Origin of the sequence: Methylobacterium mesophilicum SR1.6/6 (assembly GCF_000364445.2) — a bacterium.
GTDB classification, from domain to species: Bacteria; Pseudomonadota; Alphaproteobacteria; order Rhizobiales; family Beijerinckiaceae; genus Methylobacterium; species Methylobacterium mesophilicum_A.
In genome coordinates this window covers 1386812-1405692 of sequence record NZ_CP043538.1, presented here as the reverse complement: position 1 = coordinate 1405692, position 18881 = coordinate 1386812, and the positions used below count along the sequence as shown (strand labels likewise).

The 18881-nt window shown below is 63.9% G+C and carries 16 protein-coding genes and 4 pseudogenes; 10 read left to right on the top strand and 10 right to left on the bottom strand.

Annotated features, from left to right (window positions below; all coding sequences use genetic code 11):
- Window positions 1-146: 146 nt before the first annotated feature.
- The gene (locus MMSR116_RS06545) at window positions 147-605 is read left to right on the top strand and encodes a hypothetical protein (protein WP_158168542.1); all 459 of its coding nucleotides are present in this window, start codon (window positions 147-149) and stop codon (window positions 603-605) included.
- A 180-nt stretch (window positions 606-785) separates the two neighbouring features.
- Here the strand turns inward: MMSR116_RS06545 and MMSR116_RS32480 are convergent.
- The 3 genes and pseudogenes from MMSR116_RS32480 to MMSR116_RS06535 form a co-directional block, all read right to left on the bottom strand.
- Window positions 786-937: pseudogene (locus MMSR116_RS32480) on the bottom strand (IS481 family transposase); the annotation flags it as partial.
- A gap of 196 nt (window positions 938-1133) precedes the next feature.
- Window positions 1134-1883 (bottom strand): annotated as a pseudogene (locus MMSR116_RS31755) (IS630 family transposase); the annotation flags it as partial.
- A gap of 52 nt (window positions 1884-1935) precedes the next feature.
- Complete coding sequence (locus MMSR116_RS06535) at window positions 1936-2313, bottom strand: hypothetical protein (RefSeq protein WP_010683365.1); 378 nt, start codon at window positions 2311-2313, stop codon at window positions 1936-1938.
- 948 nt (window positions 2314-3261) lie between these two features.
- Here MMSR116_RS06535 and MMSR116_RS06530 point away from each other — a divergent pair.
- Window positions 3262-3444: a hypothetical protein gene (locus MMSR116_RS06530; protein WP_010683364.1), complete on the top strand. Its 183-nt coding sequence runs from the start codon at window positions 3262-3264 to the stop codon at window positions 3442-3444.
- A gap of 38 nt (window positions 3445-3482) precedes the next feature.
- Here the strand turns inward: MMSR116_RS06530 and MMSR116_RS06525 are convergent.
- From MMSR116_RS06525 to MMSR116_RS06505, 4 genes and pseudogenes are all read right to left on the bottom strand, one after another.
- A pseudogene (locus MMSR116_RS06525) lies at window positions 3483-3704 on the bottom strand (aspartate-semialdehyde dehydrogenase).
- Between the two features lie 290 nt (window positions 3705-3994).
- On the bottom strand, window positions 3995-5401 hold the full coding sequence (locus tag MMSR116_RS06520) for an argonaute/piwi family protein (protein ID WP_010683363.1): 1407 nt from the start codon (window positions 5399-5401) through the stop codon (window positions 3995-3997).
- Complete coding sequence (locus tag MMSR116_RS06515; protein WP_010683362.1) at window positions 5398-6816, bottom strand: SMEK domain-containing protein; 1419 nt, start codon at window positions 6814-6816, stop codon at window positions 5398-5400. Before MMSR116_RS06515 ends, MMSR116_RS06520 begins: the two co-directional genes overlap by 4 nt.
- Window positions 6817-7387: 571 nt before the next feature.
- Window positions 7388-7746: pseudogene (locus tag MMSR116_RS06505) on the bottom strand (ATP-binding protein); the annotation flags it as partial.
- 255 nt (window positions 7747-8001) lie between these two features.
- Between MMSR116_RS06505 and MMSR116_RS06500 the strand changes: the two are divergent.
- From MMSR116_RS06500 to MMSR116_RS06475, 6 genes are all read left to right on the top strand, one after another.
- Complete coding sequence (locus MMSR116_RS06500; RefSeq protein WP_010683360.1) at window positions 8002-8238, top strand: hypothetical protein; 237 nt, start codon at window positions 8002-8004, stop codon at window positions 8236-8238.
- Between the two features lie 79 nt (window positions 8239-8317).
- The gene (locus MMSR116_RS06495; RefSeq protein WP_010683359.1) at window positions 8318-9199 is read left to right on the top strand and encodes a cytochrome b/b6 domain-containing protein; all 882 of its coding nucleotides are present in this window, start codon (window positions 8318-8320) and stop codon (window positions 9197-9199) included.
- On the top strand, window positions 9196-10119 hold the full coding sequence (locus MMSR116_RS06490) for a molybdopterin-binding protein (protein WP_010683358.1): 924 nt from the start codon (window positions 9196-9198) through the stop codon (window positions 10117-10119). The genes MMSR116_RS06495 and MMSR116_RS06490 overlap by 4 nt, the downstream gene beginning before the upstream one ends.
- Window positions 10120-10393: 274 nt before the next feature.
- Window positions 10394-11182 carry an alpha/beta fold hydrolase gene (locus tag MMSR116_RS06485; RefSeq protein ID WP_010683357.1) on the top strand — a complete coding sequence of 263 codons (789 nt, stop codon included), beginning with the start codon at window positions 10394-10396 and terminating at the stop codon, window positions 11180-11182.
- 323 nt (window positions 11183-11505) lie between these two features.
- Window positions 11506-12588, top strand: a complete 1083-nt coding sequence (locus MMSR116_RS06480; protein ID WP_010683356.1) for a catalase family protein — start codon at window positions 11506-11508, stop codon at window positions 12586-12588.
- Window positions 12589-12641: 53 nt separating this feature from the next.
- A complete protein-coding gene (locus tag MMSR116_RS06475; protein WP_010683355.1) occupies window positions 12642-13211 on the top strand; it encodes a type 1 glutamine amidotransferase domain-containing protein in 570 nt (189 codons plus the stop codon).
- Window positions 13212-13323: 112 nt separating this feature from the next.
- Here the strand turns inward: MMSR116_RS06475 and MMSR116_RS06470 are convergent, their stop codons facing one another.
- Window positions 13324-13737 carry an ester cyclase gene (locus MMSR116_RS06470; protein WP_010683354.1) on the bottom strand — a complete coding sequence of 138 codons (414 nt, stop codon included), beginning with the start codon at window positions 13735-13737 and terminating at the stop codon, window positions 13324-13326.
- Window positions 13738-13902: 165 nt separating this feature from the next.
- Here MMSR116_RS06470 and MMSR116_RS06465 point away from each other — a divergent pair, with 165 nt between their 5' ends.
- Together MMSR116_RS06465 and MMSR116_RS06460 are read left to right on the top strand one after the other, a co-directional pair.
- Window positions 13903-14376, top strand: coding sequence for a hypothetical protein (locus MMSR116_RS06465; RefSeq protein WP_010683353.1), 474 nt, complete (start codon window positions 13903-13905; stop codon window positions 14374-14376).
- Window positions 14377-14406: 30 nt separating this feature from the next.
- Window positions 14407-14676, top strand: coding sequence for a hypothetical protein (locus tag MMSR116_RS06460; protein ID WP_010683352.1), 270 nt, complete (start codon window positions 14407-14409; stop codon window positions 14674-14676).
- On the opposite strand, the gene MMSR116_RS06455 is transcribed toward MMSR116_RS06460, so the two are convergent.
- Window positions 14673-15674: a CorA family divalent cation transporter gene (locus tag MMSR116_RS06455; protein ID WP_039892839.1), complete on the bottom strand. Its 1002-nt coding sequence runs from the start codon at window positions 15672-15674 to the stop codon at window positions 14673-14675. The genes MMSR116_RS06460 and MMSR116_RS06455 overlap by 4 nt on opposite strands.
- Window positions 15675-16060: 386 nt before the next feature.
- Complete coding sequence (locus MMSR116_RS06450) at window positions 16061-18718, bottom strand: MHYT domain-containing protein (RefSeq protein ID WP_010683350.1); 2658 nt, start codon at window positions 18716-18718, stop codon at window positions 16061-16063.
- Window positions 18719-18881 lie beyond the last annotated feature (163 nt).

The window sequence follows — 18881 nt, the reverse complement described above, 5'->3', positions numbered from 1 at the left end:
CTCGCGCTGCGGCGCTTCCACCCTGACCACCTTTTTGGTAGGTGCTTATAAACTCGTAAATAGCAGCCTGCTCGGGTAGTGGCAAGCTTTAACGTGTTGGAATATGGGACGCGATATTTATGGCGTGCTCAGACGGAGAGTGGCACATGGCGGACGAACGCGAGCGGCCTGGAAGACGAGGTCGGCCAAGCCTGCCTCCGGGGGAGAAGAAGCGACATTCGATGACCTTCCGGCTCAGAACGGAATTGCGAGACGCTCTTGACGATTTGGCAAAGCGCGATGGGAGGTCCATCAGCGAACAAGTCGAGTACTACGTCGAACAGGGAGTCATCCGCGACACTAAGTTCCTGCTTAACGAGGAAGAAAGTGAATTGTCGGAACCAATGCTACGCTTAATCACGAGACATATGGGTCCAGAACATACATGGCCGTCAACTCATACTGGCCAATCTATTAAAAGTAGGCTCGCCGGTATCTTAAATGCAGAAATGCTAAGCCGACAGCGGCATCGGAGCAGCGTTTCTCTTTCAGATGTCAATGAATTGGAATTCTTGAGTTTCATTTTCGACCTTATAGGCAGACGTCTGGCGGAAAAACTGCGCTAATCAGATCGCAGTGAAAGTAGATTTGAATACATTTGGCCCGTATTACTGCGTCCGGAGCGTGAACATTGTAAAGTATTCGAAGCCTTTTTTCGATCTTTGCGTCGGTAATTGGGCAAGCCTCAAAGCGCGGCCGTTAAGACTCGTCGTTAATGTCGGCGGGTGGCTGACGCCGCGGCGCTACAGGCAGCGATGCAGTGACGAGCGGGTCAGATGCGAAGACTCGGCTGCAGCGCATAGAGGCAGTTGTCCAGCTGCAGCAGGATGTGCCGCCGGAAGGCGACGATGATCGCCTCGTCCTCCACGCTCAACACGCTGGAGCAGAGTTCCTTCGGAGCAATTCGCTGATCGGTGTTGGTTTGGCGCGAGCGTCACTACTGAACGGTAGTCCGGATGATCTTGTAGCGAGCGGCAGCGGCCCTCAAGATTTCTTGATGAACTCAGATTGCTCGAAGAACCGTATTGTATCTCTGAGTTGCCCAGTTGAGCGAAGCCGGCGAGTTCGGCTCGTATTTACACTGTGCGGGAAGAGAGCAGCCGAACTCCTATCCCCTCGATGACTGCATGTGCAGCAGGTCCCTTGTGGCTGCCCAAATAGTCCATGACCGCGATGTCGCCGGGGGCGAGTTCCGGCACCAGCACCTGATGGTAGGCCCGGAAAGTCTCACGGCTGATCGGGCCGTACAGCACGAACGGTGCAAACAACCCGGACAGACGTAGGCCGCCACGAATGTCGTGGTCCGCTAATGAGCCTGCGGCACACCCGAGCGTAGGCGTTCGCCCCGAACACAGCGCCAGCGCGTGCGGGCCATGTTGGGGGCCGTTCATGTCTCGTCGATGAACACCGGCCGGGCCGGGTCGAGATCGGGCTGGCCCTCGAACCACGCCTAGCGCGCCGTCCTCACATCCCGATGCTCCTGCTCAGCTGCGTGGGCGGTGTTTTTTGTAGGTCGGACGGCGCGCGTCGAGGAAGCGCCACAGCGTGCCGAGCCCCACCGTGAGATCCTGATCCTCGCGTAGACGGGTGCGCATCTCTTCCAGAATGAGGTCATCGTGCTCTGCGATCAGCTCGCGCAGGAAAGCCTCATACTAGTCGAGCTTCGAGCGGCGCGATCGGCTCATCGGGCGAGCCGCCACAATTCCGGTCGCCTCAAGGGCTGCCATCCAGTAGAGCACTGTGACTGCAGCAACTGCAGAACGTGCCGCCGCATGGCGGTGCAAGGTCGCCGCTGCCGCATCGGACACACGCTCAAGCAGATCCGTGGTGTAGGGTCGGGACAGACATCCCCCTCCATCGGAGCGATATAGTATATCAGCCCAATCGGAAGACACTCTAATGAATGTTTTTTGTTGAGACGGCATCATCGCTGTCGGATGACAAGCATTGTACGTTCCTACATTGGATCGTCAGATTGCCTACATGGTATGCAAGTAGCGGATTTTTCTGTCTGTCGATATCGCCCATGAAATTCATAAGGCTTTGAATCACAAGATCAGCCGACTCCGGCATAAGAAAAATCTCACCATCGGGATCAATAGATAAATCAATCGTCGCAATTCCGGATGTATACTCCTTGATTTTCAAGTTTGCGTGGGCGATCTGACGCGCATCGCTGGCACTGATGGCAAATTCTTTGTAGTAGGAGACAGCCAGGCTAAACGCATCTAGGACGACGTCGCGGATGCAAGTCTCGGGTATTAACGGGTTCATGTTTGCTCCTGTTGATTGGTCTGTCAGGCCGGACCGTTGGACCGGATCGGCGTAGCGGCGAGGAGTTCGGACCCCCTTGTGCTTGCCTTGCGAGCAGCATCGTTGGAGTCATCCCGGGGCTCATCCGCTCGCTGCGACGAATTCTCTGCGCCGGGTCGGCAGACACTAAGCAGCGCAGGGACGTGCAGATTGTGGCCGGGTCCACCGGCCAACAGGGCTTGGCGCAGCTCGTTAAAGTCGGTTCGCATTCTCGGGTCGTCCTCTTCTGTTTGTCCCCATGGACACCGGCTGAGTACGATGCGGCTGGCTGCGCGTGGCCGAATTCGGTTATGTTGGGGCCGAAATCGGCGACTCGGTGTGATGATGCCCTTGCTTTGGGCATCTGGTGAATGCGGAAGCCATTCACAGCCGCTGTCGGTGCCACCATCTCACCGGGTCTCGATCGGGGAAGGCGTGGAATTGGTCGGCAGATCGCATATCGGGCCACTGCGGTTCAGGTTGGCGAGTTAGGGATCTTGGCACCTGCGCTTAGTGGCGAGCGAAGGCAACGCAGGCACAGAACATCGTCCAATACGGCGATCCGCTATTCAGCCATCACAGTCTCCGAGCGCTGCCGACATGACCCTGGACTGGGGCTGCCGCTTCCATCACTGCCTGATCGACCCGTATCTGGATCCCAACCGGCGACAGACCTGACTCATGCTTACTCCCAAGTCAGACGGCCACCGCCCGACCGTGGTCGGCGACGACGCGCCGCTGATCCAAGCAACAGACGCACGCCCGGAGCTAAGCTGATCGCCAGGATCTTGAAGCTTAGCCGGTAGGTTCCGCATGCCAGCCGCCCATCCTTTGCGGAGAACAGTGCATTGAGATGAAAGCGGAGTTTGCCCCAACCTACATCGTACTTCCATTTGAGCGTGCCGGTACAGTGGTCGGCGCTCGTGTTTGATGATCCCCGGCGCTGCACGGTTCTACGCCGAGGCCCTCGGCCAGCGCTCGACCGGCGTCGCAATCCCGGTGCGCACGATCGGCGGGAAGGCGGACGAGGCGGGCGACCGCCTCGTGGCCACGGGCGGCGCTGTTCCTGCGTTCACGCCGGGCGCCATGCAGTGGACCACGCGCCTAAACTGAGCGACACGCTCATCGCTGCCGCGGACCTTCCGTCTGCGTCAGTGCAGGTTGCACTCGCTGGCGATAGCTCTCAGTTCTGCGGGCTTGATCAGGCGGCTATGAACCACCTTCACCGAGTGCAGTGGCCCATCGAAGTGCCCCTGCCAGAACGCCAGACAGCGCCTCGGCTCGGGAAAGTCCGGGAACAGATCGTGCTGTTGTCAGATGAAGATCTGCAGAAAATGCGGATGGTCGGGCAGGTGGTACAAGATCTCGGAAATCGTTAGGCTGCTAACACCATCAAATTATACAACGACAGAGACTGACAATTCTCTCCCATTTGCGCCTGCATGATTGAAGGGCCTAGTTGCGCCAGGAGCGGAAGTTCGGTGCCCGCCCGAAAGCCGACATGGCGGCCATCTACTCTCGTGTTTCATGTCACTGCTTGAAGCAGTGGTTTCGATGCAGGCCAAGAAGTTTTAACTGACAGAAGCTAAGGCCGTTCGAGGCGAAGACCACTTAGGTGGTCTTCTCAACCGCACGGGGCCAAGCCGCGACTGTCAAGGCCGGTCTACATATAGAAACTGTAGCTGACCTGCGGCTTCTCAGTCGGGCTGACATATTTCATAATATCGCCGATCTTTCTGGCGCACTCCAGAGTGATTGGTAGCCGGCCATCCATCTGCGTGTTGTTCCAGTTCATCTTCGTCAGGCCGAGGATTTCGTCACACAGATTTTCGAGGGAGGAATCCTGCTCGTAGACGGTGACCTTCAACGGATTGGGAACATACATGCCGGGATAGGTCTTGTAGAAATCGACGGTCCCGCGCGTGTACAGGACGCCCTCTGTCTCCGAGATCGTCAGCATGGTGCCGCGCTTTGGCGGATAGTCGCTATCCCCGAACAGCCTGATCTGGGTGTCGGTGATCGCGACGAAGTCCTTCGACCTGATGCCCTTTTCGTCGAGCGCGCGGAGGAACCCGGCCCGCTCGCTATCCCGGAAGTAGCTGGACTTGTGGATCACGATCCGCGCCGGCATGTGCTCCAGGGCCCGATCATACTCGTCCAGAGCATCGCGCAGCAGCTCGTAGGCCTGCTCCTCGTTCAGGTATGGATGCCGGTTCTTCTTGTCGATCGAGACCGGAGTACCGCGGAGGATGATGCCGTGCCCAAACTCATCGAAGACCTGCGCAAGGCTGGACGAGATCGTAGCCCCGTCCCGGCTTTTGTAGAATCCGATCCCGATGTAGCAGGACCGCAGTTTTGCCGTATCCTCGACTAGGCGCCATGGGATCGTGCGGTTGCCCTTGTAGTACAGGGCCGTGCAGAAGTTCCAAGCCTTGGTGGCTGGATCCTGCTGATCGCCGGCGAACTTCGTGATGAGGATGGTCTTCTCGCGCACGAGCTGAAGCGGCGTGCCGAGGTGCATCGACTTCGCCTTCAGGATGCGCCGAAAATTGTGCTCCAGCTCATCCTTGTCCGTGTCGTCGTCATCGGCCGTAGTCACGGAGTCAAACATCTCGTTCGGCATCACGCAGACGATCACATCAACGGCTCTGTTCTCGGCCAGGAAACGGATCTGCTCGTAATACAGTTCGACAGCCCGTTGGATGCGGTCCACACGGGAGGCCATCTTGACGACCTCAGTAATGTCGGATTTCTTCAGTGTCCGGGTATACTGGGATGAGTTGATGAGCTTGGTCAGGAACCCGTAGTTTTGATTGATGCCGCCGAACCCTCGGAAAAGGTTTAGCAGCTTCGATTCCTTCTTGCGCTCAACCCCAACCCGGCATTTTTCCAGCCAGTCATCGAGGAGATCGACGCCCTCGCCGCGGCCGACAACTCCTATCCGAAGCTCGGTCCGGCGGAGCTCGTCACGCTTGTCGTAGACCCCCATCCGCTCGATCCCGGTTCGGGGGCAGATATGGGTTCCGGTGCCGAACTCCAGCAGCGGCTCCGCCAGCATAGTCAGCTTCATGCGACGGCTCCCTCAGCCAAATCGTCACCCTCATCGCTCTCGGCCTGGTCGCCCTCATTAGCCTCCCCGACGTCGAACTCCAGCAACGACAGGAAGCGGACGCCGTCATCCTGGACGTCGTACATTTTGGACAGGAAGTGGGCGAGGAAGCGGACCATGTTCCGGACGCTGGCGTTGTGTTCGAGAGCCTTCTGCGTCGACAGAAGGTCCTCGTGCCAGTTCGATCTGACGTAACCGTTGTACGAGTAGTACCAGCTCGGCACGATCTGCACGTACCAGTCGTCATCCAGCTTCGTGAACGTCAGTTCGAACGAGAAGTGGGTGTGGTGGGCGACCTTGGTTGGGTCCTTGCGCTGGTATTTCAGCTCATAGACACGTCGGGTTGCCGCCCTTTTGCCGACCCACGTCTCCTTCCGCTCGGTCTGACCTTCCTCGACGGGACCGAAAAAGAAAAACCTGTCCTTGGCATGCATGCGGACGTGCAGCTTCTTTAACCGCTCCTGAGTTTCGGCGGACAGAAGCTGCTTCAGGATGTTGACGTTGTCCAACTCGGGCGAGTCGGCGAGATCAGATATCGCCAACCGCTCCACCAACCCTTCGTCGACGACACTGCGCAGCCCGCACTGCTCGATATCGAGGAACGAGAACAGCTTGTTGTCGTGGCAGACCCACGCGTCGGTCTCCACACCGTTGAGGAGGAGCGCCATCTTGACAACGGCTTTGCGGCTCTTCGCGTAACCTTTGTAGTTGAGCTCCCGCTTTGCCCTGGAGATCACGGCCTTGTCGTCGATCGTCAGCTCGGCGACATACGCCGCGTCGGGAAGACCGATCCGCTGGAGGTTCGTTGTTATTGCTACCGGCGCCGCGATGCCCTCGGCACTGAAGCTGATAAAGGCGTCGATCTCGCCCAGAATGTGCCTGAACTCGGCTAGCACTCTTTCCTGGGCAGCGAGCCGAAGGCCAGATACCTGACCGAGGAGATCGCTGAGATCGATGATGTGCTTCTTGCAGTTGAAGGCGAATTGGTCCGTCAACAGCTCGTTGACCGAGGGCTGGCTGTAGGAGGCCTGTTTCCTCGACAGCATGAGGATGAACAGCTCGTCGAAATCATTGTAGTAGGCCCGATCCATGAACTGGCGGATCGTGCCCTTCACCTTGTCGAGCGTCGTCGTCGATGTGATCTGGAACGCGACGCGGTCGTGGTCGTCGCCGAGATCAATTCCTGGATAATTCTTCTGCTTTCGATTCAAATTGACGAGTTGAGGCAGGTTGTAGATCGACTTCAAGATAGGGATGAACGCATCCTCAAGCGCGAGGTTGATGTCGGTTCGTCCTTGCGCCGTGGCCAGTTCTACCTGAACCACGATGCGGCTGACCACCTCACGGAGCTGGTTCTCGATCTCTAGCTGCCTCATCGGGCACCCCCGTCACGTGCGCGACCAGGTCCCTATGATTAGAACGCAGCGGGAACATTTCAAGAAGACGGAGGGCGGTCGTTCACCGATTTCGACGTCTGGCACCATCCCGCGGCGCCGCCCAGTGCCTCGGGCGTGGCAGCGGTTAGGAAGCGGACAATTTCAGGGTCGGCTATGGGTCAACCGTGGAAATGGACTGCCGTTTGGAAGCGGACGTTCTGCAATGCGCCCATTCCAGCCATTTGGCACGTCATCGGTCAGCCCCAGAAGCGGACATGTCTGCAACGAGCTCCCGGTGAGCGCGACGACGTCGCCGTTGGTGCCCCGTCATCAGCGTGTTGGCGGCCTCCATCGTGGCCACGACCTTCTCGCCGACCATCGAGACCATCTCCGTCCGGCCTTAGGCGTCGCCCTAGGCGATCCAGACGAGCCGCAACTCGATGACCTTCTGTGCCTCTATGGCGAGCAGGATGGCTGCACAGAAGGGGGCAGCATAACGGCTCCGGTTGATCGGTCGCATCCGACAACGTCGGGACGGGGCCGCGGTCCCTAAAACCGGTGACGTAGGTTTACCGAGGTCTTCCAGCACCTCGGTGACCAGCATGCGCACGGAGGGCTCGTCGTCCACGATCAGCACCGTCTCGCCCTGGCCGGCCTGCTCCACCTCGGCAAGCCTGCGGGCCACCTCATCCTCGTCGGCCTCGCCATATTGACGAGGTAGGTAGAGGCAGACGGTCGTGCCCTCGCCGACCTCGGAGTAGATCCGCACCTGACCGCCGACTGTTTGGCGAAGCCGTAGACCAGGGAAAGCCCGAGGCCGGTGCCCTCGCCGGTCGGCTTGGTCGTGAAGAACGGCTCGAACACCTTCTCGATCAAGTCTGGCGCCATGCCGGTGCCGGTGTCGGAGACGCAGACGCTGAGGTAACCGGGAACTGATCGCGTCGGCTTGGCGGTGGGCTGTCAGCGTTCCCGGTCCAGTCTGAAACTTTCCGCTGCATGCCTCCGTACAAGTTGGCGTACGCCCGGCCTGGGCGCGGCGCGAGGCCCTGCCTCGGCGTCCGGCTTGTTGCGCCCCAAAGCCATCAAGTTCCTGATTTATCTTCGATAATTCAGGAACTTGATGGCAGTGCCTTTTCTTCTCTCATTGTGCGAAAGGGGATTCCTTCCCCGTGCAGGAGACGTTGAATGAAGATCACCACCCTTGCCCTCGCCGCCTCGGTCCTCGGCAGCCTCGCGCTCGGAGCCGGCGCCGCCTCCGCTGCCCCGATGGGCCCGAACGGTCTCCAGGCCGGCTCCTCGACCGTTACCCAGGTCCGCATGGACCGCAGCGAGCGAATGATGATGAAGAAGCGCATGATGCGGAAGCAGATGATGAAGCGCCGCATGATGAAGAAGCGGATGATGATGAACCGCGGCATGTGATTCCGAGGCGCCGTGCGCTTCCGGAGGCCCCGATCCAGGGGCCTCCACCCCTAACCGTCCAGAGTGCGTGGAAGACCGTTTGGCTCGAACCTACCTGACCCGATCCGCTCCGGAGACCGGCGAGGTCGAGCGTCGCCGCTGGATGTTTCGCCATCCCCTCGTCATCCGGGTCACCCACTGGGTGAACGCGGTCTGCCTGCTTGTCCTGCTGATGAGCGGCCTGCAGATATTCAACGCCCACCCGGCCCTGTACTGGGGCAAGGTCTCGACCTTCGACGCGCCGCTCATGGCGATGTCCCAGACCGAGGACGACCCGCCCAAGGGCGTCACGACCGTCCTGGGGCGGACTTTCGACACCACCGGTGTTCTGGGCTCCTCGGTCGGCTCCGACGGCGAGGCGGCGGACCGCGGCTTCCCGGCCTGGGCGACCTTGCCGAGCGACCAGGACCTCACCGGCGGCCGCTCCTGGCACTTCTTCTTCGCCTGGGCCTTCGTCCTGAACGGCCTCGCCTACCTAATCTATGGTCTGGTCAGCGGGCAGCTTCGGTTCCGGGTAATCCCTTCCCGTGACCAGATCCGGCATTTCGGCGCGTCGATTTGGGAGCATTTGATGCTGCGCTTCCCGCAAGGCGACGAGGCCAAGCGCTACAACGTCATCCAGAAGCTTACCTACCTCGTCGTGCTGTTCGTGCTCCTGCCGGTGCAGGTGCTGGCGGGGCTCGCGATGTCGCCGGCCATGGACGCCGCCTTTCCCTTCCTGCTGACGCTGTTCGACGGACGCCAGTCGGCCCGCACGGTCCACTTCATCGTGGCGGCCCTGCTGGTCCTGTTCGTGGTCGTGCACGTCGCCCTGGTCCTGCTGTCTGGCTTCTGGAACAACATGCGCGGCATGCTCACCGGCTGGTTCGTGATCGAGCGCAAGGTCGAGCCGGCCGTTTCAGCCAGAGATCCCCGGACATGATCCGCTCCCCCAACCGACGCGCCCTCCTGCTGGGGGCTTCCGCCACGGCCGCAGCGGCCATGCTCGGCGGCTGCGACCGCCTCGGCAACGCGGAGTGGTTCCGGCGAACGCTGAAGACCGGCGAGGACGCCAACATGTTCGTGCAGCGCCTGCTCCTGAGCGAGGCGACGCTGGCACCCGAATTCGCCGAGGCCGATATCTCGCCGTGGTTCAAGCCGAACGGCACCGAGGACCCACCGGACAGGGACTACAAAGCCCTGGCGAAGGGCAAGTTCGCCAAGTACCACCTGGAGGTCGGCGGCCTCGTGGAGGCGCCCCTCAAGCTGTCCCTCGCCGACCTCCGCAGGCTCCCGGCCCGCACCCAGATCACCCGACACGATTGCGTCGAGGGGTGGAGCGCCATCGGCAAATGGACCGGGGTGCCCCTCGCCGAACTGCTCACTCGCGCGAAGCTCAAGCCGGAGGCGCGCTACGTGGTGTTCCACTGCGCCGACACCATGGACCAGGGCAGCCCGCTCGAAGGCGGTGGGGACGACGAGGAGGCCGACGAGGTCCCTGCCGGCAACGCCAACCCGAGCATGACCAAGCAGTCGGGCAGCGGCGAGAGCAGGAAGGACTCCGGCGGCCAGCAGGTGACGGAGGACGATGCGGCCAGCGGGGAAACGCCGGTTCGGTTCTACGAGAGCATCGACCTTGTCGACGCGTTCCACCCGCAGACCATCCTCGCCTACGACATGAACGGGCAAGCGCTTCCCGTGTCGAACGGCGCACCCTTGCGCCTGCGGGTCGAGCGCAACCTCGGCTACAAGCAGGCGAAGTACGTGATGCGCATCGAGGTGGTCGAGAGCTTCGCCCACATCGGCGGGGGCAAGGGCGGCTACTGGGAGGACCAGGGCTACGCCTGGTACGCCGGCATCTGAGTTGGCGCGGACGTGACCTCCACGTCTCTGCGGGCATTGAACGCGCAGCCCCCTCGTGGCGAACTCCGGTGGGGCCTTCTCGGTGGCATCCGGCGCTCGCGAGACTGTGTGGCAGGGTCGGCCAGCGCCGTGTGGCCGGCTATCGGACCGGCGACGCCGGCTGGAGGCGTTCGATATGAGCGGTCCGCGGACCTGACTGAGACGCCCTGCCCGGCGAAATCCGCGACGGACCAATGTTCGGACTACAGCGCGAATATCGAAGGACAATGCCGTCATGTCCCTACATTTTGAGCGCCTCGGCACGGGCCGGCCGCTGCTAATGGTCCATGGGTTGGGGTCTAATCTTCGCACCTGGGATCCGCTCTTGCCCGCGTTGCGCGGCTCGCGCGAACTGATTTTGGTCGACCTGCCGGGACATGGCAGATCGGCCCCGCTCGCGGGTCGGCAGACCGTGGAGGCCCATGCGGACGCCCTTGCCGGCTTCGTGCAGTCGCAAGACCTGACGTCCGCGGATCTTGTCGGCAGTTCGGTGGGGGGCCGGCTGGTGCTGGAGATGGCGCGGCGCGGTATCGGTCGGCACTGCGTGGCGCTTGATCCCGGCGGTTTCTGGCACGGTTGGGAAACGCCCTGGTTTCACTCGACGCTCGCAGCGTCGATACGCTTGGTTCGGTTGCTGCGGCCCTTCCATCCCGGCCTGTCGCGCCACGCCGTTACCCGCACGCTGCTGCTGGCCCAACTGTCGGCCCGTCCGTGGGGGCTCCCACCACAGCTTGTCGTGGCGGAGCTGCAGAGCCTGGCGGCCACACCGGTGTTCGATGCGATGCTGCGTGAGCTGGCACGCGGGCCGTTGCAGCAGGGTTCGGCAAAGACTCCCGGCCTTGTCACCATAGGCTGGGGCCGCCAAGACCACCTTCTGTTGCCGCGCCAGGCTGCACGCGCCCGGGTGGCATTCCCGTCGGCCCATCTGCACTGGTTCGAGCGCTGCGGCCACTTCCCGCATTGGGATCAGCCTGCCGAGACGGCGCGCGTGATCCTTGAAACGGTCGGGAAGGATGCGCCCTGAAACGGCTTGTCGCAAACTCGAGCCCGCGGTCGTCCACGGGTCGTCAAGCATATCGGCCGAGCTTGCCGCCTCTGCTCCGCAACCAGTCCGATTTTTAGTCTCCCTTTACCGCGAGGACGAAGCAGCGCTTCGAAGCCAACTCATAGCGCAGCCGAACTCAGGCAGACTTTCGACGAACGCGAGGTCATCCGGGAACGGTCCGGGGCCCTCCCTCGATATTCGGAACGGGATCCCGTTTCCGACTCAATGCGTCGAACCCAGAGTCCGCCGCGCTCTCTCCTGCCGCGGTCCGCTTTGATTCCCCGATCACCGTGAGGAAGATCATGACCTACCTTCGATACGCCCCCGGCATCGAGACGCCTGCTGCGGACGAGCAAAAGACGATTGACGGCATCATCGCCGGCATGACGCAGCAATCCGAGAGGGTAGAGAAGCGCGAGCACCATGCGGTGCGGGCCAGCCACGCAAAGAGTTCGGCCTGCGTCACCGGCGAGTTGACGATTTCCCCCGGCCTGCCGCCCGAACTAGCCCAAGGGTTGTTCGCCATGCCCGGCACCCACCCCGTGGCGGTTCGGTTCGCTCAGGGGCCAGGCGAGACGCTGGGTGACCGGGTCTCGACCCACCGCGGCATGTCGATCAAGGTATTCGACGTCCCCGGCGAGAAGCTGCCCGGCCACGCGGTCGACACCCAGGATTTCGTCCTCGCGACTGGGACCACCTTTCCGTCCGGCACGGCGGCGGGCTTCCTGCGCGACGGAACGGTCATCGGCAAGTCGACGGGTCTGCCGGAGGGCGTGAAAAGCGCGGTGTCTGCCACCATGCGCAACCTCAACAAGGCGCTGCATGCCTTCGGCACCGAGAGCGCGCTCGCCGACTTCTTCGGCCATCCCTACAGCCACCCGCTCGCCGACAGCTACTTCAGCCAGGCGCCGGTTCGTTACGGCGACCACGTGGCCAAGCTCGGGGCCGTGCCGACGACCGAGGCCCAACGTGCGCTGTCCGAGTGGAGGCTCGACCCGAACCAGGACGAGGATGGCTTCCGGCACGCCACCGTCGCGTTCTTCCGAGAGAACGACGTGGTGTTCGAGTTGAAGGCACAGCTCTGGGCCGATGCCGAGAAACAGCCCATCGAGGATGCCTCGGTCGATTGGCCGGTCTCGATTAGCCCTTACCGCACGGTGGCGACGCTCCGACTGCCGCGCCAGGACGCCTACGGGCCGGACCGGGTGCGCTACTTCGACGAGGTGATGACCTTCCGCCCTGCGCACAGTCTCGCGGTGCACCGGCCGCTCGGTTCGGTGATGCGGGCGCGCCTCCAGGTCTACCGGGCCTTGAGCGACTTCCGCCACCGCGAGAACGGCGTCGTGGCCGAGGACACCGCCGGCATCGACTGCATCCCGGCGTGAGGAACGGCGCGACGGCGCCTCCGTTAGATGCCGACACCCGGAAGGACGATGACATGAGCTTGCAGGGCAAGAAGATCGCGATCCTGATCGCACCGCGCGGCACCGAGGATCCGGAGTTCGCCAAGCCGCGTGACGCGGTGAAGCAGGCGGGGGCGACCGTGACGGTCATCGGTTTGGAGGCCGGCGAGGCCGAGACGGTCAACAACGACCTCGACCCGGCCGGCCGCTACCAGGTGGATAGGACCATCGATGGCGCCACTGCCGCGGACTACGACGGGCTCGTCATCCCCGGCGGTTGCGTCGGCGCCGACAAGCTCCGGGCGAGCGAGGATGTCGTTGCGTTCGTCCGGGACTTCTTCGCCGCGGGTAAGCCGGTCGGGGTGATCTGCCACGGTCCCTGGACCCTGATCGAGGCGGACGTCGTGAAGGGCCGTACCTTGACCTCCTATCCCACGGTCCGGCGGGACATCGAGAACGCCGGTGGCACTTGGGTCGACGAGGAGGTCGTCTGCGACAAGGGGCTGGTCACCAGCCGTACCCCGAAGGATCTGCCCGCCTTCTGCGCCAAGATCGTCGAAGAGTTCGCGGAGGGCCGTCATCCCGACCAGGCCCGGAGCGCCTGAGGAGTCGGACAGCCAACGGTCAGTTCGTGAGCGTCCGGGGCGGCCGGTGGGCCGCTCCGGGGTCATGCCCTGACGACGTCCCGCGGCGGGGACGCCCTCGCGGAGGCATTCGTCAACCCTCAATGACGCCGATCTGCTTCAGGATGCCGAGCTCGTCGGATGAACCCCACCGCTCGACCATCTTGCCATCCACGAAGCGGCCGATCTGCATGCCACGGACTTTGATGGCCTTCCCGGTCGGCTTGTGCCCGTTGAAGTCGCCATGGTGGGTGCCGGTGAGCGTGTAAGCGAAGGCGACGCTGTCCCCATCCGCGACGAGCTTCTTTACCTCGACCTGCATGTCGGGGAAGGCGGAGCGAAGCTGCGTGAAGAACGCTTGATATCCCTCGGGGCCCATATGCTGGCCCGGCGCCGGATCGTGATCGTGGCAGTCCGGGGCGACGACCTCGGGAAAGGCGTCGAACCGGCCGCCGTTGACGAGCTCGCCAAACTTTTCGGTCGCCTGGATGCTGCTCTCGCGGGACATGTTGCTCCTGGAGTTCGAATCGGTGGGATCGGGGCGTGTAACTCGAAGCTTGGGAAACCCGCGCCAAGCCCGGTCGTTGCAAGCCGCCCCACGAGGCCGCGTCGGTATCGACCGCGTCCTCGCCGATCCGGCGACGCGCACCAGTGATCCTGGGGGCAGCGCCACGTGGTGCCACTGATCATCGAACGCCGCATCGGCTGGCCCGTCGTTAGGCTTCGTCAACCATGCGCCACCAACCCTGCGGGCATCAGCTCGCAGGTACCTCGCGTGAACCAGGTTCGTTCGATCACCGCTGCGAATTTCGCCAGCGACTGCCCTGTGTCGCTTGAATTCGTAGCGCAGCTCACTCGCGCAGAACCCGATGTGCGCTCTGGTCTGCTCGACGGCATATCAGGAGGGACGCGGGCGCAGCTCGCCGTCTGGCTTTATGGCCGCAGCCACACCCATCAGATCGGCGTGCAGGTGGCTGCGACCTGCGAAGAGGCAATCCTCATCGATACCGCCGGCCTCGTCGGCAGCCAGCTCTACGAACTGTCTCGACGTCCCTACGCAGCGCCGAGCCACGGCATGCTCGGCGGGGGTGGACGGCGCCAGGTCAGCCTCGGTGGATCGCGTGCCACTGCCCAAGCCTTCGCATAGCGGCTTCACCTCGCTCAGCAGCACACCGGCATGCCCTTCGTACAAGATCTCCTCGCACGCTTCCGTCAGACGGTCGCCGCCTATGCCGGCGACGAGGCATTGATGCAGGCCGGCGTCTCAGCGGCTGCCAACATCATCGTCACCGATGGAGAAGTCGCGGGCGCGGAGTTCGAGACCGCACTGACCGGCGTTATGGCTAGCCCGATCCTGGAGAAGGGCTACGATGTCCTGATGTTGGAGGCGGAGAAGTGGCGGGAGAGGGTCATCGCGGAACTCCGCTCGGACGGCATTGGCCTCTAACCGCGCGGCGGGCGGATGCCGAGCACCCGGATGATGCCGTAGGTCGCGGCCGCCGACAGCAGGCTCAGCCCAGCCACGAACAGGAAACCGCAAGGGTCGTCGGCGAACGGCAGACCCTTCACGTTCATGCCGAACAGGCCGGTGATGAAGGTCGGCGGCAGGAACAGAGCCGAGAGGATGGACAGCACGTAGAGCTGGCGGTTGCTCTCCTCCGCCACGCGGGCCGCGAGCTCCTCCTGCAGCAGCCGCGCGCGCTCGGCGAGTGCGGTCACGTCACGGTCGAGGGCATCCAACCGCTGGGCCAGCCGCGCCGCCACGGCGATTGCGGGACCGTGCAGGTCCCGGGCTAGGTCGTCCTCCTCCAACCGGTGGAACACAGCGGCGAGCCCAAGCAGTTGCCGGTGCAGGCGCACGGCGCTCCGGCGGATCGGCCCCAGGCGCCGTCGGTCGTCGCGCACGCGCCCGTCGAGCACGCGGTCCTCAATGCCGTTGACCTCGTCGGCGAGCCTCTGCCCCGTCGCCGCCATGGCGGCGACCACGAAGCCGACCATCGTCTCCAGCAGCAGCACGGGGGAGGGAATCGGGCGCCCTTCCTGGGCGATCGTCCGCGTGGCGTCCGGGCTCTCGGCTAGGCCTCGGCGCCCGCTCACCAGCGACCGCGGACCCATGACGAAGTGAAGACGGCCGGCGATGTCGGGCTTGGCCCCGGGCCGGGCGAGGTCGGCGACCACGCCGCCGACATGCCCGTCCGCGACTGTGACGCGCTGGTGCTCGTCCTCCCTGAAGACGGCTTCGGCGAGCGACCGCGTCCCGACGTGCCCGGCATCGTTCAGCGACCCCAGGTCCGCGGCCTTCAAGTCGAAATGCAGCCAGAGGAAGCCCCCGCCGAATGCGTCGAGATCCGGCAGCGCCTCGTCCGGAGCCAGAAGGCGTCCGCAGCCCCGCTCGTCGAAGGACATCGCCCAGAGCAGTCCGGGCAGGGGCCTGCCTATCGGCATTGACGGCACGTGCGGGCAACCCCTTCAGTCGGCTGCGACCGCCGAGAGGGAAAAGGTGTCCGCGATGGCGAAGTTGGCGGCGACGAGTAAGGCGAGGACGGTCATAGGGGGTGTCCGTTCATGGGCACTTACAACGGCTAACGGCCACGGTTCGTTGCGAGCCGGGGCAAGCTTGCTGTTGACGCGCGGTCGCCCGCAACGTCGGCATGCGGCGCCCACGGCTGAGAACGCCCCTGACCCGTCAGGGCTGTCGACCTCGGAGCCGGTCAACACCAGTCTCAGGCGCGCCTAGGCCGCCCGAGAGAACGTGGGACATGGCTCTCCCTGTATTCAGCGCCTATGGGACACTTCGCGAACGATGATGGAGCCAACGCGGCGGCGTTCGGTCAGGCCGAAGCCTGCGGGGTGCCTTGGCGTTCCGAACCGTGGCCGAGCCGGTCAACCTCGGCCGCGAGGTCCTGGAGGCTGGCGTCACCCTTGCGCAGCACTCTGTCCGCCCCGTCCAGCCTGCGGCGCTCTTCGCCCGAAACATCTCGCGCGCTGAGGACGACGACCGGGATCTCTTCGCAGCCTGGCTGCCCCCGCATCTCGCGCAGGAACGTGAACCCATCCATCACGGGCATCGTCAGGTCGAGCAACACCAGCCGGGGCCTATCCTCGGCCATACGCCGAAGGGCCTCGGCCCCGTCACCGGCCTCGCGCACCGACCAGCCGTTGCGTTCGAGGACGCTCCGGAGGCGTGCCCGCATGTCGGCGTCGTCGTCGACAACGAGGATGTCGCCGGCACCGCGTCCGACCCGGTCGAGGACGCCCTTGAGCCGTCCCCAGTCCACCGGCTTCGGCAACGCCTCCGCCGCACCGAGGGACGCACTCAGCGCCGCGTCTGCCACGAAGCTTACCATGACCACCGGGATGTCTCGCGTGGCGTCCTCGCTCTTCAGGGTCGCCAGCACCGTCCAGCCGTCCACGTCCGGCATCATCACGTCGAGCAGGATCACCCGCGGCGTCAGGCTGCGGGCCAACTCCAGACCTGTCTTACCGTCTGAGGCCGTGCGCACCGAGAACCCCTGCCGGGCGAGGAAGCGGGTCATTAATTCGCGCTGGCTCGCCTCGTCATCGATGACCAGCACGAGGCCGCGCCCCGGCTCGCCGTGCCCTTCCTCATGCGCAGGCTCGGCTGCGACGCCCTCGTCGGGCACCTCCGGAAGCTTCGCCGGCACGACGAGGGCGAAGCACGTGCCCCGACCCTCGATACTGGTCACCGTGATGTCGCCACCGAGAAGCTGGGCGAATGCACGGCTCAGGGCCAGCCCAAGACCGGTGCCACCGTAATTGCGCGTGGTGCTCTCGTCGGCCTGGGTGAAACGCTCGAACAGGCGCCCAACTTGCTCAGGGCTCATGCCGATGCCGGTGTCCTCCACGGTAAAGCGGAGCCAGCCGCCGCCGACGCCTGCCTCGCGGGCGACCCCGAGGGTGATGGTACCGTTCTCGGTGAACTTGGCCGCATTCGAGAGCAGGTTGAACACACACTGGCGCAGCTTCACCGCGTCCGTGCGTGCCAGTCCCACATCTTCGGAAACCGCGACCACGAGGCGGTTGCCCTTCTTCGCGACCAGCGCATCGACCGTCCCGGCGGCGTCGCGCACGAACTCCGCGACGTCGATGTCCTCCAGGTATAGGTCCATCTTCTCGGCCTCGACCTTGGACAGGTCGAGCACATCGTTGATCAGCCCGAGCAGGTGCTGGGCGTTCGACTTGATCTTGCCGAGGTCCTTCAGAAGGCTGTCCTGACCGAGTTCCTCGGCCTCCTCCTCCAGCATCTCCGAGTAGCCGATCACCGCCGACAGCGGCGTGCGCAGCTCGTGGCTCATGTTGGCCAGGAACTGGCTCTTGGCGCGGCTATGCTCCTCGGCCTCATCCCTGGCCTCACGTAGGGCGGTCTCAAAGGCTTCGCGTTCGGTGATGTCGGCGTGGACGCCGACCCACTCGCGGATCGTCCCATCCGCGTTGCGCACTGGGCGCCCCTTGACCGTGAACAGCCGATACGCACCGTCTCGGTTGCGCACGCGATGCTGGAGTTCGTAGCCCCGGTCCGCCGCCACAGCCTCGCGCCACGCCGCCTTCGTCGCCTCGACGTCGTCGGGGTGCACGGCCTTCGCCCATCCGGTGCCCTGGCACTCGGCCTCGGACTGACCGGTGTAGGCTTGCCAGTATGGCTGAGGCCCGGTCATCGCGCCGCTGGCGTCGGCGGTCCAGATGATATCGCCGACCGCCTCAGCCGCCGCGCGGAAGCGGCCTTCGCTGGCATGGATGTCGCGCTGCACCCGCTGCTGGTCGAACGACGCCGCCACGATGGCCATGAACAGGATCGTGAAGGTCGCGCCGGAGACGTATAGGGCGAGGTTTTGCTGGCTGACGCTGACGCCCGCGGCGTGAGCGGCGTGCGCTCCGAGATCCTCCGCGGTGAAGGTCGCCGCGGCCATGCCGGTGTAGTGCATGCCCGCGACCGCGAGACCCATGACTACGGCGGCCGCGAGCTTTTGCCAGACGCTGTTCTGCCGGAAGGTCAACCACAGCGCGGCGGTCGCTGCGGTCACGGCGATGGCTACCGATGCGGCGACCACAGGCAGGCTGTAGGCGAAGTTACCCGGCACCCGCATTGCCGCCATGCCGGTGTAGTGCATGCCCGCGACGCCGACACCCATCAGGGGACCGCTGATCAGGACGTCGCGCGGTCCGGCGGCCGGGCGGCTGACCCACGAGAAGGCGGCCCCGGTGGCGGCGATGGCGAGCACCAGCGACGCGACGGTCGTCCGGAAGTCGTAGGCCGCCGGCATGCCCATCTCGAACGCGAGCATGCCGACGAAGTGCATCGCCCAGATGCCGCCACCCATGGCGAGCGAGGCTGCCGCGACCCATGCCCAGCGCAGGCCGGCGGCCGCCCCCCGGACGCGTCCACCCAAGTCGAGCGCCGTGTAGGAGGCAAACACCGCGATGGCGAGGGACAGCGCGACGAATGCGGGATCGTAGCCGGTGGGGACCATGAAATTTCCGGTGGCGTCTCCGTGGCTATAGCTTGGAAACACGGCAGCCCGCGAGCAATCGCCCATTCGTGAACGACGTCGACGCGAACCATTACCGCGTCCCACCGTGGCGGGCGCAGAGATCAGTAGCCACCGCGGCGTCGTTCGACTGAGGCTGTCGTTG